The following is a 16,750-nucleotide window of genomic DNA, read 5'->3' on the forward strand; positions in this document are numbered from 1 at the left end:
CACTGCAAGAAAAACGGCCATCCGCAGATGGCCGTTTTCGATAGCACGACGACTTCAGTCGTTGTAGCGCGCCTCAAGTGCGGCAATCGCGGGCAGCGTCTTGCCTTCGAGGAACTCGAGGAAGGCGCCGCCGCCGGTGGAGATGTAGCCGACGTCGTCTGCGATATGGAACTTGGCAATGGCCGCGAGGGTGTCGCCGCCGCCTGCAATCGAGAACGCTTCGGAGTGGGCGATGGCCGACGCCATCATCTTCGTGCCGCCTGCGAACTGGGCGTGTTCGAAGACACCCACCGGGCCGTTCCAGACGATGGTGCCGGCATGGGCGATGATGTCGGCGAGTTTTGCCGAGCTCTTGGGGCCGAAGTCGAGGATGCGGTCCTGCGGGCCGACTTCGTCGACCGGGATGCGGTTGGCACGCGCCAGCGCAGAGACCTCGTCCGCCACGACCACATCAACCGGCAGCGGCACTTCGGCGCCACGGGCCTTCATGATGTCCATGACCTGATGCGCTTCGCGCACCATTTCCGGCTCGGCGAGGGATTCGCCGATGCGCTTGCCTGCGGCGAGCAGGAAGGTGTTGGCAATGCCGCCGCCGACGATCAGCTGATCGACTTTCTCGGCCAGAGTCTTGAGGATGGTGAGCTTGGTCGACACCTTGGCACCGCCGACGATGGCGACCAGGGGGCGTGCAGGCGCATGCAGGGCCTTCGACAGCGCGTCGATCTCTGCGCCCATCAGCATCCCGGCGCAGGCCACGGGGGCAAAGCGGGCGATACCGTGGGTGGTGGCCTCGGCACGGTGGGCCGTACCGAAGGCGTCGTTAACGTAGATGTCGCACAGCGCGGCCATCTTCTTCGCCAGCTCTTCGTTGTCCTTCTTTTCGCCCTTGTTGCAGCGGCAGTTTTCGAGCAGAACAACCTGCCCGGGTTCGACGACAAAGCCGCCATCAACCCAGTCGGCGATCAGCTTTACCGGTTTGTTGAGCAGTTGCCCGAGACGCACGGCAACCGGCGCCAGGGTGTCGTCGTGGCTGACGGTGCCCTCGGTGGGGCGACCGAGGTGGGAGGTGACCATCACCGCGGCGCCATTGTCCAGACAGTACTGGATGGACGGAATCGAGGCACGGATGCGGGTGTCTTCCGTGATGTTGCCGGCGTCGTCCTGGGGGACGTTGAGGTCGGCTCGGATGAAGACCTTCTTGCCGCGCACATCGAGCTCGGCGAGTTTCTTTACTTGCAGGGGCATGTTGTGACTTCCGGAGTAAGAAGGGCCGGGCACAGGCCCGACCCTTCTGGGTGATTACTGGTAACCGTCTTCGGTTGCGTCGTGGTTGATGCCGATCAGCACGCCACGTCCGCCGCCGATGCCGCCGCCGGTATAGATCAGACTGCCCTGACCCTTGTAGTAGGTCTCGAAGCGATGTCCGTCAGTGCCGAAGTAGAAAGGAATCCAGGCTTTGCCGGTGACATAGCTCTTCATGTCGGAGCCGCGGCCGATCTTGTCTTCGACTTCGCCCTGCGACATGCCGATCTGCAGCGAAGTAAACTTGCTGTTCCTGGCGGGCTTGCCCCAGATCTCGCCATCGAAGCTGCCGTCGCGCGACTTGACGGTGCGATAGTCCTTGCCGTCTGCGGTTGTGCTTGCAGCAGCAGGCTTGTCGGCAGCCTGTTCGGCCGGCTTGAGCGGGTTGGAGACGCAGCCGCCAGCGAGCAGCGCTGCGGCCGAAAGGAGTGCGACGAGGGAACGGTTCATTGTTGTGAATTCCTCGCAGGATCAGGCTTGAGCGACGGCTTTGGCAGCGTCGAGCATGCGGCAGGAATAGCCCCATTCGTTGTCGTACCAGGCCAGCACCTTGACCAGCGTGCCGTCCATGACGCGCGTCTGGGTGGCGTCGAAGGTGGACGAGTGCGGGTCGTGGTTGAAGTCCATCGACACGAGCGGTGCCTCATTGACCGCCAGCACACCCTTGAGCGCGCCCTTGGAGGCTTCGGTCATGAGCTGGTTGATCTCTTCCTTCGAGGTCGGGCGGCTTGCGGTGAAGGTGAGGTCGACCAGCGATACGTTCATGGTCGGCACGCGCAGTGCGAAGCCGTCGAACTTGCCCTTGAGCGCCGGCAGCACCAGGCCGACGGCCTTGGCCGCGCCGGTCTTGGTCGGGATGATGTTCTGTGCGGCGGCACGTGCGCGACGCAGGTCCTTATGACGCACATCCACCAGCACCTGGTCGTTGGTGTAGGCGTGGATGGTGGTCATCAGGCCTTGTTCGATGCCGATGTTGTCCTGCAGAACCTTGGCGACCGGTGCCAGGCAGTTGGTGGTGCATGAGGCGTTGGAGACCACGGTCATCGCGCTCGTGAGCACGTCGTGGTTGACGCCATAGACGATGGTCGCATCGACGTCGTCGCCGCCCGGCGCGGAAATCAGGATCTTTTTTGCGCCCTGCTTGAGGTGAACTTCGGCCTTGGCCTTGGTGGTGTAGGCACCGGTGCACTCGAGCAGCACATCCACACCGAGCTCGCCCCAGTTGATGTCGAGCGGGTTCTTGGTGGAGAAGAAGGGGATGCGGTCACCGTTGATGATGATCATGTTTTCGCCTTCGGTTTCAACCGGGAAGGCGAAGCGACCATGGGTGGTGTCGTACTTGGTCAGGTGAGCGTTGGTGGCCAGGTCGCCTGAGGCGTTGATGGCGACGATTTCGAACTGGTCGCGCAGACCGAGTTCGTAGAGGGCGCGGACGGTACAGCGGCCGATGCGGCCGTAGCCGTTGATGGCGATCTTGATGGTCATCGAAAAATCTCCCTGACTGGAATGGCTGAAAAATCGAGTACCGACGCCCCCGGCGCCGGCACCTCGCGCGCCGGTCCGGGAGCGACGGCTTGCTTAGCTGATGCGTTGTTTTACGGACTGGACCACATGCTCGGTGGTGATGCCGAAATGCTTGAAAAGCTCGCCGGCGGGTGCCGATTCGCCAAAACTGTCGATGCCGATGACGTCACCTTCGAGGCCGACATACTTGCGCCAGCCGTCGGTGACGCCCGCTTCCACCGCAACACGCGGCACGCCTGCCGGCAGCACCGACGCCTTGTAGGCGGCATCCTGACGGTCGAACACGTTGGTCGAAGGCATCGACACCACACGCACCGTGATGCCGTCTTCCAGCAACGCCTTCTGCGCTGCGATGGCAAGGGCGACTTCGGAGCCGGTGGCGATGATGACCGCCTGCGCCTTGCCGCCTGCGGCCTCGGACAGGATGTAGCCACCGCGACGGATCTCGGTGATCTGTTCGCCGCTGCGGGCCTGGAAGGGCAGGTTCTGGCGCGAGAAGCACAGCGACGACGGGCCGGTCTTGCGCTCGATTGCGCATGCCCAGGCAACGGCGGATTCCGTGGTGTCGCAAGGACGCCATACATCCATGTTCGGGATCAGGCGCAGGGTGGCGGTCTGTTCCACCGGCTGGTGGGTCGGGCCGTCCTCGCCGAGGCCGATCGAATCGTGGGTGAAGACGAACACCTGACGCAGCTTCATCAGCGCAGCCATGCGCAGTGCATTGCGGGCGTACTCGCTGAACATCAGGAAGGTGGCGGTGTAGGGGATCAGGCCACCATGCAGGCTGAGGCCGTTGGCAATGGCCGCCATGCCGAACTCGCGCACACCGTAGTACACATAGTTGCCACCGGTCTCGCGGCTGACGCCCTTGGCGCCGGACCACAGCGTGAGGTTGGAGCCGGCGAGGTCGGCCGAGCCGCCGATCAGTTCGGGCAGCCTGGGCGCAAATGCTTCGATGCTGTTCTGGCTCGCCTTGCGGGTGGCGATGGTCTCGGCCTTGTCGGTGATCTTTGCGATCACGGCTTCGACGTGCGAGGACCAGTCGGCCGGCAGTTCCTTGTCGATCACGCGGCGGCGGAATTCGGCCGCCTGCTCGGGGAAGGCTGCAGCGTAGGCAGCAAGCCTGTCGTTCCAGCCGGCTTCTGCGGCAGCGCCCGCCGAACGGGCATCCCAGGCGGCATAGACATCGGCCGGCACTTCGAACGGCGCATGGTTCCAGCCGATCAGCGCGCGCGCAGCTTCGATCTCTGCTGCACCCAGTGGCGCACCATGTACGTCGTGGCTGCCCTGCTTGTTGGGGGAGCCTGCACCGATCACGGTCTTGCAGCAGATCAGGGTCGGCTGCGAGGTGTTGGCCTGCGCCGCCTTGATCGCAGCGTCGATCTCGACCGGGTCGTGGCCCTGCACGTCGCGGATCACCTGCCAGCCATAGGCCTCGAAGCGCTTCGGCGTATCGTCGGTGAACCAGCCGTCCACATGGCCGTCGATCGAGATGTTGTTGTCGTCGTAGAAGGCAATCAGCTTGCCCAGGCCCCAGGTGCCGGCCAGCGAACAGGCTTCGTGGCTGATGCCTTCCATCAGGCAGCCGTCGCCAAGGAAGGTATAGGTGTGGTGATCGACGATGTCGTGGCCGGGGCGGTTGAATTCGGCGGCGAGCACCTTTTCGGCCAGCGCCATGCCCACTGCGTTGGTGATGCCCTGACCCAGCGGACCGGTCGTGGTTTCAACGCCCGGGGTGTAGCCGTATTCGGGATGGCCCGGCGTCTTGCTGTGCAGCTGACGGAAGCGCTTGAGCTCCTCGATCGGCAGATCGTAGCCGGTGAGGTGGAGCAGGGCGTAGATCAGCATCGAGCCGTGGCCGTTGCTGAGCACGAAGCGGTCACGGTCTGCCCACTGCGGATTGGCCGGGTTGTGCTTGAGGTGATGGCGCCAGAGGACTTCGGCAATTTCAGCCATACCCATCGGAGCGCCCGGATGGCCGGAGTTGGCCTTCTGCACTGCATCCATTGCCAGCGCGCGGATCGCGCCTGTGATGGGGTTGAAAACCGGGGGCTTGACGTTTCTGGACTGCGACATGGTTTCCTCAAAGCCGGGGGGGGCGGCTGGAAAAAACGCGAATTATCGCCGAAAACAGGGGGTGTTTGGTAGTGGCGAGCCCTTTTGCAACAGTGGTTCGCCTGACCGTTCAAAGCACATCGGCATGAATGGCCGGTCGGGCAGGCGCGCCAGCGGCGGACTCAGACCCACTGCCGGCGTCTTTCCATGAGCTTCCAGATGAGCGGGGTCAGGATCAGCTGCATGGCAAGGTCGAGCTTTCCGCCGGGGATTACGATGGTGTTGGCCCGGCTCATGAAGGCATCGTGGATCATTCGCAGCAGGTAGGGAAAGTCCACGCCGCGCGGGTCCTTGAAGCGGATGACCACCATGGATTCATCCTGCGTGGGGACATCCCGCGCGATGAAGGGGTTCGATGTGTCGACAACCGGCACGCGCTGGAAATTGATGTGGCTGCGGGAGAACTGCGGCACGATGTAGTGCACGTAATCGTGCATGCGGCGCAGGATGGTGTCCTGCACTGCTTCCGGGGAGTAGCCGCGTACCCGTGTGTCGCGGTGGATCTTCTGAATCCACTCGAGGTTGATCGTGGGTACGACGCCGATCAGCAGATCGACGTGGCGGGAAACATCCACCCGCTCGGAGACCACTGCACCGTGGAGACCTTCATAGAACAGGCAGTCGGTGCCGACCGGGAGGTCTTCCCACGCGGTGAAGCTGCCCATGGGAAGGTTCCAGCGCATGGACTGGGCTTCGTTGTGGATGTAGTAGCGGCGGCGGCCGGTGGCGGATTCGCCGTAGGCGCGGAACAGGTTCTCGAGATCTTCCAGCAGGTTGGCTTCGGGGCCGAAGTGGCTGATGCCGCGTTCGCCCGCGCGCTCGGCCTCCTCGATGTGCGCTTTCATCTCGGCGCGGGTGAAGCGATGAAAACTGTCGCCCTCGACGATCGCTGCATTGACGTTTTCGCGATGAAAGATCGCCTCGAAAGTATGCTTTACCGTCGTCGTGCCTGCGCCCGAGGAGCCGGTCACCGCGATGATGGGATGTTTCAGGGACATGATCTGATCCGGAAGCGATGGTCGGAAGGAGGGCTGGGGGCGGGGCGGGTGCTCAGCGGCCGACTCAGTCGTCCGCGTAGATGCGGGCGCATGCCACCACCAGGACGTGAACCTCGGCCGCAGTCAGTTCGGGATAGCGGTCCCTGACGACGCGATAGGCAAGGTGGTCGAGCGTACTGTTCGCCCAGCGGCTCTCACGCGCAAAAAAGGGCGCGATCAGCACGCTGGCCTCGTCGAAGATCTCCCGTACGCGGTGATATCGGCGCTGTTCAGCGCTTGCATCCTGCATGGACAGGGCTGATGCGGGTGAGTTCATAACGCTATCGGGGATGACTGTTTGCCCAAATCATAACGCGATATGGTGCAGTGCAGTATCTTGCGATGATCCCTTTCGGGCTCAGGAGTGCGACTGCAGCCACGCGCGCCACTCGTCGAACAGGGCCGGGCTGGCGGCCGCAATCACGCCGCGTTTGACCGCGGGGCCGGCCATCAGGGTGCCGCCATCAAGTGCCATCGCCAGTCCGCCGGACTCCGAAAGAATCAGCTGGCCGGCTGCATAGTCCCAGAGCATCTGTCCGCCGTGCAGGTAGACGTCGAGCCGTCCGGCGGCCACGAAACACCACTCCAGCGCGCTCGAGCCGAAATTCCGTTGCGAATAGTAGGGCGGCCGTACCGCCAGCTCGTCCCCGAGATGGTGGCTGATGCGCTTGAAGTCGACGCCCGCAACTGCCTCCCCAAGGCGCTTGGAGCCCTTGCGCAGGGGCAGTTCGGTACCGTTGAGAAAGGCGCCCGCACCCTTTGCGGCATAAAAGCTCTCGTCCGTGATCGGGTTGTACACCACGCCGAAGCGGGGCTCGTAATCGACGAGGTAGGCGATCGAAACCGCAAAGAAGGGGATGCCGTTGGCGAAGTTCGTCGTGCCGTCGATCGGGTCGATGCACCACATGCCACGCCGGCCCTTGCTCCACAGATGGCCCTGCTCTTCGGCGCTCATCTCCTCGCCGAGCACCGGCCCGGGCATCAGTTTGGGCAGGGCCTCGGTGAAGCGCTGCTGGGATGCGACGTCTGCCTCGGTGAAGAAGCTGCCGTCCGCCTTGCTGTTGCGTGAGGATTTCAGGTAGCGGGGCAGGATCTCGTCACGCGCGATCTCCCGAACCAGGGATTCGAGGGCGCGGGCGCGGGCCAGGCGTTGTGCTGCAGTGGGCATCTCAGGCACTCCGTCGTGGGTGTGGGTTACGAAAAGCGCGGCCTCGCCAGCATCCGGCATGCCCTGCGAGCAGGGAAGATGTTGGTGGCGAGGTGCCGCGGGGGAAGGTGCATGCCTATAATCTTACGATGATTTCACGCTTTCATTTTGATGGTGTCCTCCCGCCTGACGGCGAGGTCCCCCTTCCCGATGCCGTTTCTCACCATGCCTTGCGCGTATTACGTCTGGCCGAGGGTGAGCCCATGGTGCTGTTCGACGGTTCCGGTATCGAGGTCGATGCCCGCCTTGTGGTGCGGGGAAAACAGGGTTTCGCCGTGCTCGGTGAGCGGCATGAAAACAGCCGGGAGTCTCCGCTCGAGCTGATTCTGGTGCAGGCGCTGGCAAGCGGGGACAAGATGGACTGGATCGTGCAGAAAGCGGTCGAGCTTGGCGTGGCCCGGGTGATCCCGGTGCAGGCCGAGCGCTCTGTTTTGCGGCTCTCCGGCGAGCGGGCGCAGAAACGCCAGGCACACTGGCAGCAGGTGGCGATTTCCGCCTGCGAGCAGTGCGGGCGTAATGTCGTTCCCGAGGTGGCGCCGATCCAGTCGCTTCCCGCCTATCTCGAAGCGAATGCGGGCGCGGACAGGCTGGTGCTTGCGCCCGGGGGGGAGCGGCCGCTGGCCGAACTGCCGCGGCCCGGGGCTGCGCTGCATCTGATGATCGGCCCCGAGGGCGGATGGAGCGATTCCGAATTGAATGCATGCCGTGCGACGGGTGCCATTGCGCTTGGCCTCGGACCGCGGATACTACGCACTGAAACTGCGGGATTGGCCGCCATTGCGGCCATGCAGGCGCGCTGGGGCGATCTCTGAGGTCCGAGCCCGGCCGTCCTCCCGAACGCTGATGCGATCACGAAAGGATGCCTGATGTTTGAATCCGCCGAGTTGGGTCACCGCACCGACAAGGAAACCTACGACGAGGCCGTCCCCGCATTGCGTGCCGCCTTGCTCGACGCGCAGTTCGAGTTGCTCGACTCGAAGCAGTTCGCGGTGGTGGTGCTGATCAATGGCATCGACGGTGCGGGCAAGGGGGAGACAGTCAACCTCCTCAATGAATGGATGGACCCGCGACATATCGAGGCCTGGGCGTTCGATACGCCGACCGATGAGGCTTCGGTCCGCCCCTTCATGTGGCCGTTCTGGCGCGCGCTGCCGCCGAAAGGCAAGATCGGCGTACTGTTCAACAACTGGTACACCGAACCGATCCGCGAGCGGGTGGAGCGCAGCAGCAAGAAGGCCGATTTTGACCAGCAGATGGACGAGATTCGCCGCTTCGAGGAGATGCTGGCCCACGAGGGTGTGCTGCTGATCAAGCTCTGGTTCCACCTCTCCAAGGACGGTCAGAAAAAGCGCCTGAAGGAACTTGAAAAAGATCCCAAGACGCGCTGGCGTGTCACCGACCGGGACTGGCATTACTTTGAACGCTACGAGCGCTACCGGGACGTCGCCGGGCGCGCGCTGCGTCTGACCAGTACCGGTGACTGCCCGTGGACGATCGTCGACGGCAGCGATGCGCGCTTTCGTGCGCTGTTTGTCGGCCGTGTGCTGCTCGACGGCCTGCGCAAGCGCCTCGACACCGCACAGCGGCACTGGATGCCGCGCAAGACCGCAGCGCCGCTGCCGCCTGCGATCGATTCGCTCAATCTGCTCAACAGCTTGCAACTCAAGCAGGACATGAGCAAGAAGGAGTACGAGGACCTGCTGGAGCGTTACCAGGGCCGGCTGGCGCTGCTGACCCGCGATCCTGCCTTCCGCAAGCACGGCGTGGTGCTGGTCTTCGAGGGGGGCGACGCCGCAGGCAAGGGCGGCGCAATCCGGCGCATCACGGCCGCGCTCGATGTACGTCAGTACCGCATTATCCCGATTGCTGCGCCGAGCGAGGAGGAGCTTGCCCAGCCCTATCTGTGGCGCTTCTGGCGTCACCTGCCGGGCCGAGGCAAGGTCGTGATCTTCGACCGCTCCTGGTATGGCCGGGTGCTGGTCGAGCGGGTCGAGGGGTTCTGCTCCGAGGCGGACTGGATGCGGGCGTATGGCGAGATCAACGATTTCGAGGATCAGCTCGTGCAGGCCGGTACGGTCGTCGTGAAGTTCTGGCTTGCGATCAGCAAGGATGAACAGCTGGCGCGGTTCAAGGCGCGTGAAGCTGAGCCGCACAAGCGCTTCAAGATCACCGAGGAGGACTGGCGCAATCGCGAGCGCTGGGACGATTACGCACGTGCGGTGTGTGACATGGCAGACCGCACCAGCACTGAAAACGCACCGTGGACCCTGGTCGAAGCCGACAACAAGCTCTTTGCGCGAATCAAGATCCTGCGCACGGTATGCGAAGCCCTCGAGGCGGCAATGGCAAAGTGAGAGCCTGCCTGACCGGCGTTGGCAGCGGCAGTGACGATGTCTGTTACAAAACAGGGTTCCACGCTTTTTTGCAATGCAACATCAAACTGCAGTTGTGTCCGTTAGAATTGAAACATGACAACAACGTGAGGCGACGCACGCCAACGGCGGCAGTCGTCCGCTTAAACCAAGCGGTGAATTCTTGAGCGATGATTCTTCCCCTGAAACCACTGCCGATACGGGTGCAAACAAGCCGGCGGTGACGGGTTTCGACTCGACGGCCCAGTTCGTGGCCTGGGTGCGCGGTGCAGCCCCCTATATCCATGCCTTTCGAGGCAAGACCTTCGTTGTTGGCTTTGGAGGCGAAGTGGCTGGTGGCGAGCTCGCGCAGAAGCTTGCCTACGACTGCAACCTGCTTGCCGCGCTGGGTATCCGCCTGGTGCTGGTGCACGGCGCGAGACCGCAGATTGATGCGGAAATCGAGCGCAGGGGGCTCGAGTCGCGGTTTCACAACGGTCTCCGGGTGACCGACCCGGCAGCGCTCGAATGCGTCAAGTCCGCCATGGCGGTGACCCGCTTCGAGGTCGAAGCCCTGCTTTCCCAGGGCTTGCCCAATACGCCGATGGCGGGCAGCTACATGCGCGTGACCGGTGGCAACTTCATTACGGCGCGTCCGGTCGGGGTGGTCGACGGTGTCGATTACCAGTTCACCGGCGCGGTGCGCAAGATCATTGCCGACGAGATCAATGCCGACCTCGATCAGCAGAACGTTGTCCTGATCACGCCGCTGGGTGTGTCTCCCGCCGGTGAGATCTTCAACCTGTGCATGGAAGAGGTGGCAGAAGCGGTTGCGGTCGCGGTGAAGGCCGAGAAGCTGATCTATCTGTGTGATGCGCCGGGCCTGCTCGACAGCGACGGCGAACTGATCGAGTCCGTTACGGCGGACGAGGCGCAGCGGCATTTCGATGCGGGTGAGGGGCTTACCGAAGACCTGCACCTGTATCTGCCGTGCGCGATCCGGGCGGTTCGCAAGGGCGTCGCACGCAGTCACCTGATCGACCGCGACGAGGATGGCGGCCTGCTGCTCGAGTTCTTCACTCACGCGGGTGTAGGCACGGTGGTGTCGCGGGATGCACTGTTCCGTCTGCGCGAGGCGGGTATCGATGACGTCGCGGCGCTGGTGTCGCTGATTTCGCCGATGGAAGCCGACGGCACCCTGGTGCGACGGGGCAGGGAGTTGCTCGAGCAGGAGGTCGAGCGCTTCACGGTGGTCGAGCATGACGGCATGCTGGTCGGGTGTGCGGCGCTCTACCCGTTCACCGAAGACAACGCGGCCGAGCTTGCCTGCCTCGCCGTCGTGCCCGAATACCGTCGCGCGGGCCTTGGCGATCAATTGCTGAAGCGGATCGAGCGCCGGGCGAGGATGCAGCGCCTGGAGCGCCTGTTCGTTCTTACCACCCGCACCGCACACTGGTTCCGCGAGCGCGGTTTCAGTGAAATCGGACCCGAGACGCTGCCTCAGCGCAAACGCGATCTGTACAACCTGCAGCGTCGCTCCAAGGTCTTTGTAAAAGCGCTATGAACCGCGCAGCCGCCATGCTCTCGCGCACGATATCGCCACCGGGGGCTGGCGGCGAATGCTGAAGATCCCATCCATCTGGCGCCGCTCGGCGCGCTCGCGGAAGGCGGACGATGCTGCCGAACTGGCACTGCTGCGCAGTGTGGTTCAGGGCATTCATGGCGTTGAGGCGATGTTCGGCGACGACGGCAGGCTGCGCTGGATCAGTCCTTCGGTCGAACGGCTCACGGCGCGTCTGCCGGTGCGCTACCTCGGTGCCGATGATGCGCTGGCATTGCTGGTGCATTCTTCCGATCTGGCCTATTGCCGTCGCGTCATGGGTGAAGTGCTGGCATCGGGCGAAGCGCGCGATTTCGAGCTTCGTCTGCAGCGCGACGACGGCAGGTTCAACTGGGTGGCTTGCCACTGGCGTGCGCTGCGCGACGAGCAGGGGGCCATCGAGGGTGTCCGCCTGTCGGCAGAAGACATTCAGGCGCGCAAGGAAACCGAATACACGCTGCTTGAAACCGTGGCCGAACTGCGACGGGCACAGGCTTTGCGCGAGCACTACCTCACGCGCAGCAACGATGAGCGGCATCGTCTCTCGGCCCTGCTCAACGTCATCCGGCTCGGGATCCTGTTCATCGACCGGGATCACCGGGTGCTCTATTTCAACAGCGCGATGCTCAAGCTGTGGGGCTATCCGCCGGAGGAGAATCTGATCGGGGTGAGGGATGTGGTGCTGCAAAGCACGATTGCGCCCCTGCTGATGGATCCGTCCGCGTATTTTGCGCATATCGCCAGCGTCGTTCGCTCGCCACAGGTGAGTGAGCCACATGAGTTCAAGTTCAAGGATGGCCGGATCGTCACCGACATTTCGGCGGTCGTCGAGGGCGGGCTCGATGGACGCGGTATCGGGCGGGTGTGGATTTACGAGGACGTTACAGAGCGCCGCCAGGTGGCCGAGCAGCTGGTGGCGCTTGCCGAGCGCGACCCGCTGACCAATCTGTTCAATCGCCGACGCTTTCATGAAGAGCTCGATCGCCTGCTGGCCGACGCCGAGCGTCGGAAGACCGGCGTCGGCTTGCTGTCCTTCGATCTCGACGGCTTCAAGCCGATCAACGACCAGTACGGACATCCCGCCGGCGACGAGGTGCTGATCGGGCTGGCCGATGGGCTGCGTCGTATCGTGCGGCGTAACGAGATGTTCTTTCGTCTTGGCGGCGACGAGTTTGCCGTACTGGTGCCCGACGCCAATGCCGAAGCCCTGTCGGAGCTTGCCAGCCGACTGCTCGAAGGCGTTGCGTCCTTGCGTTTTCATTTTGCCGGGCATGAGGCGAGTGTTACCGCCAGCATTGGAGCCGCCTGTTATCCGGATCACGGAAAGGACGTCGAGACCCTCATGGCTGCGGCCGACCGGGCCATGTACCGTTCCAAGGACGCGGGGCGCAACTGCTGGAGTCTGGCCGGTCAGTGAGTGCGGCGCTGGTTCATGCGTTGTGCTCGGCGCAATTGCCCGTGTTCGACAGGCTGATAGAATGGGCGCCTGAGTGTTCGACTAACCCCAATTGCAAAGAGGAATGAATAATGGCCCGTATGGTCAATTGCGTGAAGCTGGGTCGCGAGGCCGAAGGTCTTGACCTGCCGCCGGTTCCGGGCGAACTGGGCAAGCGTATTTACGCCAGCGTTTCCAAGGAAGCCTGGCAGCAGTGGGTCAAGTATCAGACCATGCTGATCAACGAGAACCGCCTCAATCTGATGGACGCGCGTGCGCGCAAGTATCTCGCCGAACAGATGGAGAAGCACTTCTTCGAAGGTGGTGCAGACCAGATCGGTGGATACGTACCGCCGGCTGCCTGAGCCAGGATTCTGCAGTTCGGCCTGGTGGCCGGCCGCAGCGTAAATGAAAAAGGGATGGTCTGCGACCATCCCTTTTTTTCGATCCGGTGCCCGGAATCAGGCCTTGGTGTTGCCTGCCTCGGCGGCCACGGACTTGGCGTAGCGGACATCGCGTCCCTGAACGAGGAACACCACGTATTCGGCGACGTTCTTTGCGTGATCACCAATGCGCTCGATGGCCTTGGCGATGAAGAGCACTTCGAGACTGCTGGAGATTGTGCGCGGATCTTCCATCATGAAAGTGATCAGCTGACGCATGGTGCCCTTGAAGCTGGCATCCACGTCCTCGTCCTGCTTGGTGATTGCCGTCCAGTTCGACACATCGGCACGGGCAAAGCTGTCGAGCGCGCTGCGCAGCATGTCGAGCACCAGGCCGGTGGCGTGACTCAGGTCGACGCGCATCGAGAAGGTATGGTCGCCAGAGTGCAGGCGCTTGCCCGCCTTGGCGATCTTCTTGGCCTCGTCACCGATGCGCTCCAGATCGGCGATCGCCTTGATGACGGTCATCACCAGACGCAGGTCAACCGCTGCGGGCTGGCGTTTGGCAATGATCTGGTTGCACTCTTCGTCGATCTCGACTTCGAGCAGGTTGATCCGGTGGTCGCCGTCGATCACGCGTTCGAGCAGCGCGGTATTCCCGGTTTTCAGGCCTTCGAGCGCATTCGCAACCTGGGTTTCGACCAGGCCGCCCATCTGCAGCACGCCGGTACGGATCTTTTCCAGTTCGGTATCGAACTGCTTGTGGGTATGTTCGGTCATTTTAGGCATGGCTTAATCCAGGAAGGCGACAGGCTATCAGGTCCAAATGAAAGTTTTGTTTCAGTCACGAAGCTGACGCTCGACGCCGCCTGCGCTTGCGAGCAAGAGGACGTCGGCACCACGGCGGGCGAACAGACCATTGGTGACAACGCCGACGATCTGGTTGAGCGTGGTTTCCATCGCCACCGGGTCGCTGATCGACAGCCCGTGCACGTCGAGGATCACGTTGCCGTTGTCGGTCACGAAGCCCTCGCGCAGGCGCGGCGAGCCGCCAAGGCGGACGAGTTCGCGCGATACCTGAGCTGCGGCCATCGGAATGACCTCGACCGGTAGCGGAAACTTGCCGAGCGTAGCGACCTGCTTGCTCGCATCGCAGATGCACACGAAGCGACGGGATACGGCGGCGACGATCTTCTCGCGCGTGAGTGCGCCGCCACCGCCCTTGATCATGCAGAAGTGACCGTCGATCTCATCCGCGCCGTCGACATAGACCGGGATCTCTTCGATCTCGTCGAGGCTGAAAAGCTTGATGCCGTGGGCTGCGAGGCGCTTCGAGCTGGCTTCCGAGCTGGAGATGGCACCACGAATGCGGTCGCGCATGCCGGCGAGTCCGTCGATGAAGTGGTTGACCGTAGAGCCGGTGCCGACGCCGACGATGCTGCCGTCCTCGACTTCCTTGAGTGCTGCCAGGGCAGCGGCTTTCTTGAGTTCGTCCTGATTCATGAAAAATCCGTATGTTGGGGTCGTGTGTTTCAGACGAGGCCGTCGAAGGGCTGGACCAGCACCCGGTCACCGGGCTGCACGCCTGCGCATTCCTCGGGCAGGACAATGAAGCAGTCTGCTTCGGACATCGAGCGCAGGATGCCCGAGCCTTGCGCGCCTGCCTGTGCCACGCTGATCTGGCCGTTGGCCCGCGACAGTCGGCCGCGGATGTACTCGCAGCGTCCGGGCTGCTTGCGGATGGTGTCGCTGCAGCTTGCCTCGAACAGTCCGGCCGGCGGCAGCGGATTGACCCCCATCAGCTTGAGCAGGGCGTCCTGCACGAACTGATAGAAGGTGACAAGCACCGCAACCGGGTTGCCCGGCAGGCCGAACAGCATTGCATTGCCGATGCGCCCGAAGGCCATCGGGCGGCCGGGCTTGATGGCGAGTTTCCAGAACGAAACCTCGCCCATGCGCGTCATCATGTCGCGGATGAAGTCCGCTTCGCCAACCGATACGCCGCCACTGGTGATGATGACGTCGGCGGCCTGCGAGGCTTCGCTGAAGGCGGCTTCGAGCGCTGCCGGGTTATCCGCGATCACGCCCATGTCGATGAGGTCGCAGCCGAGGCGGCTGAGGGCGCCGAACAGGGTGTAGCGATTGCTGTCGTACACTTCGCCGGGTGCAAGCGGACGGCCGATGGATGCGATCTCGTCACCAGTGGAAAAGAACGCCACGCGCAGGCGCCGGCAGACGGTGATTTCGGCGATGCCAAGCGAGGCAATCAGGCCAAGCTCGGCCGGTCCGCAACGCCTTCCGGCGCTCAGGGCTGCGCTGCCCAGGGCGAGGTCCTCGCCGGCACGGCGCAGGTTCTGACCACGTCGCTGGCCTGCGGGAATGAATACCTGGTTGTCTTCGCGGCGCGTGACTTCCTGCACCACGATGGTGTCTGCACCTTCGGGAATGGCGGCACCGGTCATGATTCTGATCGCCTGGCCGGCGCCGACGATGCCGGAGAAGGGGCGCCCGGCGTAGGCCGTGCCAACCACGGTGAGCGCCGTGTCGCCACTTGCGGCAAGGTCGATCGCCCGCACGGCGTAGCCGTCCATGGCGGAATTATCGTGTGCAGGGACGTTGCACGGGGCAATGACATCGAGGGCGAGCACACGGCCGAGCGCTGAGCGTACGGCAACGCGCTCCCAGCCAACGATCGTGCTCACTGCATCAAGGATGGTTGCTCTTGCTTCGTCGGCGCTCAGGAAGTTGCGGGGCGTCGTTTCGGGAGGGCTTGGCTGAGTCATCTGCTGGATCCGGAGGTGCGGTGACGAATGATGTCGCGGACGTCCATTTTTACCACAATGCAGGCATGACTGGCGTATTACGCAATGTTGGCTTGCCAACCTGTCGCGCATGTCTGCCGTTAAAATTTGCAGCATGACCCAGAATGTTCACGAAGCCGCCCTGGCGGCGATGATGCTCGACGATCCCGGCGCCAAGTGCGCGGCCACGATGCAGCTGCGTTCGGACTGGTGCGCTGGCGCGCTCGAGCCCGTGCCGGGCGCGGACGACCCGCACGCAGTGACAGTGCCGGGGCGTCCGCAACGTCCGCAGCTCGTGCCGCCGCAGCAGCTCGCTGCGCGCCGGGTGGGGACGCGGGAAGGGCATGCGGCGATGCTGCACGCGATTGCGCACATCGAATTCAATGCCATCAATCTCGCGCTCGATTGCGTTCATCGTTTTCGCAGCATGCCGCGCAGCTTTCACGACGAATGGCTGATGGTGGCGGCGGAGGAGGCTTATCACTTCGGTCTGGTGCAGGCGCGCCTGACTGCGCTTGGCTATGACTACGGAGACTTCCATGCGCACAACGGGCTGTGGGAGATGGCCTGTCGTACGGTGGACGATGTGCTGTCGCGCATGGCACTGGTGCCGCGTGTGCTAGAGGCGCGCGGGCTCGATGCCACGCCGCCGATTGCGGAAAAGTTGCGCAGTATCGGTGACCGGGAGAGCGTTGCGGTGCTCGACATCATCCTGCGTGACGAAGTGGGGCATGTGGCGATTGGCGACCGCTGGTTCCGCAGGTGCTGCGAGGACCGGGGGCTGGATGCCGAGGTGTGCTATCTCGATCTGATTGCCCGCTTCGACGCACCCTGGCCGCAGCCGCCCTTGCACCGCGAGGCGCGTTTGGCGGCCGGATTCAGTGCCGCCGAACTGGATCGCCTGGCGCGCGGCCGGCACTGAACACTCCGCAGCATCAGGGCTCAGCCTGCACTGAGGGCAGGAGCGTGGCATGAGTGGGGCTGGGTGGGGCAGG

16 protein-coding genes are annotated in these 16,750 nt (G+C 63.4%); 6 read left to right on the forward strand and 10 right to left on the reverse strand.

Annotated features, from left to right (window positions below; genetic code table 11):
• Window positions 1-54: 54 nt before the first annotated feature.
• The 7 genes from AC22G6_RS10660 to AC22G6_RS10690 all read right to left on the reverse strand — a co-directional run bounded on the left by AC22G6_RS10660 (window position 55) and on the right by AC22G6_RS10690 (window position 7,146).
• Window positions 55-1,239 carry a phosphoglycerate kinase gene (locus AC22G6_RS10660; RefSeq protein WP_108951559.1) on the reverse strand — a complete coding sequence of 395 codons (1,185 nt, stop codon included), beginning with the start codon at window positions 1,237-1,239 and terminating at the stop codon, window positions 55-57.
• Window positions 1,240-1,299: 60 nt separating this feature from the next.
• Window positions 1,300-1,752 carry a hypothetical protein gene (locus AC22G6_RS10665; RefSeq protein WP_487366772.1) on the reverse strand — a complete coding sequence of 151 codons (453 nt, stop codon included), beginning with the start codon at window positions 1,750-1,752 and terminating at the stop codon, window positions 1,300-1,302.
• A gap of 21 nt (window positions 1,753-1,773) precedes the next feature.
• Window positions 1,774-2,787, reverse strand: a complete 1,014-nt coding sequence (gene gap, locus AC22G6_RS10670) for a type I glyceraldehyde-3-phosphate dehydrogenase (RefSeq protein WP_487366773.1) — start codon at window positions 2,785-2,787, stop codon at window positions 1,774-1,776.
• Window positions 2,788-2,880: 93 nt separating this feature from the next.
• Window positions 2,881-4,902, reverse strand: a complete 2,022-nt coding sequence (gene tkt, locus AC22G6_RS10675) for a transketolase (protein WP_487366774.1) — start codon at window positions 4,900-4,902, stop codon at window positions 2,881-2,883.
• A gap of 161 nt (window positions 4,903-5,063) precedes the next feature.
• Window positions 5,064-5,939: a phosphoribulokinase gene (locus AC22G6_RS10680; protein ID WP_487366775.1), complete on the reverse strand. Its 876-nt coding sequence runs from the start codon at window positions 5,937-5,939 to the stop codon at window positions 5,064-5,066.
• A 64-nt stretch (window positions 5,940-6,003) separates the two neighbouring features.
• Window positions 6,004-6,255: a hypothetical protein gene (locus AC22G6_RS10685; RefSeq protein WP_487366776.1), complete on the reverse strand. Its 252-nt coding sequence runs from the start codon at window positions 6,253-6,255 to the stop codon at window positions 6,004-6,006.
• A gap of 81 nt (window positions 6,256-6,336) precedes the next feature.
• Window positions 6,337-7,146 (reverse strand): inositol monophosphatase family protein, encoded by an 810-nt coding sequence (locus tag AC22G6_RS10690; protein ID WP_487366777.1) that lies wholly within the window; start codon window positions 7,144-7,146, stop codon window positions 6,337-6,339.
• Window positions 7,147-7,274: 128 nt separating this feature from the next.
• Between AC22G6_RS10690 and AC22G6_RS10695 the strand changes: the two genes are divergently transcribed.
• The 5 genes from AC22G6_RS10695 to AC22G6_RS10715 all read left to right on the forward strand — a co-directional run bounded on the left by AC22G6_RS10695 (window position 7,275) and on the right by AC22G6_RS10715 (window position 12,936).
• Window positions 7,275-7,997, forward strand: a complete 723-nt coding sequence (locus AC22G6_RS10695; RefSeq protein WP_487366786.1) for a 16S rRNA (uracil(1498)-N(3))-methyltransferase — start codon at window positions 7,275-7,277, stop codon at window positions 7,995-7,997.
• A 54-nt stretch (window positions 7,998-8,051) separates the two neighbouring features.
• A complete protein-coding gene (gene pap, locus AC22G6_RS10700) occupies window positions 8,052-9,539 on the forward strand; it encodes a polyphosphate:AMP phosphotransferase (protein WP_487366778.1) in 1,488 nt (495 codons plus the stop codon).
• 238 nt (window positions 9,540-9,777) lie between these two features.
• A complete protein-coding gene (argA, locus tag AC22G6_RS10705; protein ID WP_487366787.1) occupies window positions 9,778-11,100 on the forward strand; it encodes an amino-acid N-acetyltransferase in 1,323 nt (440 codons plus the stop codon).
• A gap of 55 nt (window positions 11,101-11,155) precedes the next feature.
• Window positions 11,156-12,553, forward strand: a complete 1,398-nt coding sequence (locus tag AC22G6_RS10710) for a diguanylate cyclase domain-containing protein (RefSeq protein ID WP_487366779.1) — start codon at window positions 11,156-11,158, stop codon at window positions 12,551-12,553.
• 110 nt (window positions 12,554-12,663) lie between these two features.
• Window positions 12,664-12,936 carry an oxidative damage protection protein gene (locus tag AC22G6_RS10715; RefSeq protein ID WP_108951045.1) on the forward strand — a complete coding sequence of 91 codons (273 nt, stop codon included), beginning with the start codon at window positions 12,664-12,666 and terminating at the stop codon, window positions 12,934-12,936.
• 96 nt (window positions 12,937-13,032) lie between these two features.
• On the opposite strand, the gene phoU is transcribed toward AC22G6_RS10715, so the two are convergent.
• From phoU to moeA, 3 genes are read right to left on the reverse strand one after another with little or no spacing between them, the layout of a single operon-like run.
• On the reverse strand, window positions 13,033-13,734 hold the full coding sequence (gene phoU, locus AC22G6_RS10720) for a phosphate signaling complex protein PhoU (RefSeq protein ID WP_108951046.1): 702 nt from the start codon (window positions 13,732-13,734) through the stop codon (window positions 13,033-13,035).
• Between the two features lie 60 nt (window positions 13,735-13,794).
• A complete protein-coding gene (rpiA, locus tag AC22G6_RS10725; protein ID WP_487366780.1) occupies window positions 13,795-14,457 on the reverse strand; it encodes a ribose-5-phosphate isomerase RpiA in 663 nt (220 codons plus the stop codon).
• Window positions 14,458-14,486: 29 nt separating this feature from the next.
• Window positions 14,487-15,737, reverse strand: a complete 1,251-nt coding sequence (gene moeA, locus AC22G6_RS10730) for a molybdopterin molybdotransferase MoeA (RefSeq protein ID WP_487366781.1) — start codon at window positions 15,735-15,737, stop codon at window positions 14,487-14,489.
• Window positions 15,738-15,870: 133 nt separating this feature from the next.
• On the opposite strand from moeA, the gene AC22G6_RS10735 reads away from it, so the two are divergent.
• Window positions 15,871-16,677 carry a ferritin-like domain-containing protein gene (locus AC22G6_RS10735; protein ID WP_487366782.1) on the forward strand — a complete coding sequence of 269 codons (807 nt, stop codon included), beginning with the start codon at window positions 15,871-15,873 and terminating at the stop codon, window positions 16,675-16,677.
• The last annotated feature ends 73 nt before the right edge of the window (window positions 16,678-16,750 follow it).

This window comes from Parazoarcus sp. PS-13 R2A (assembly GCF_057621855.1).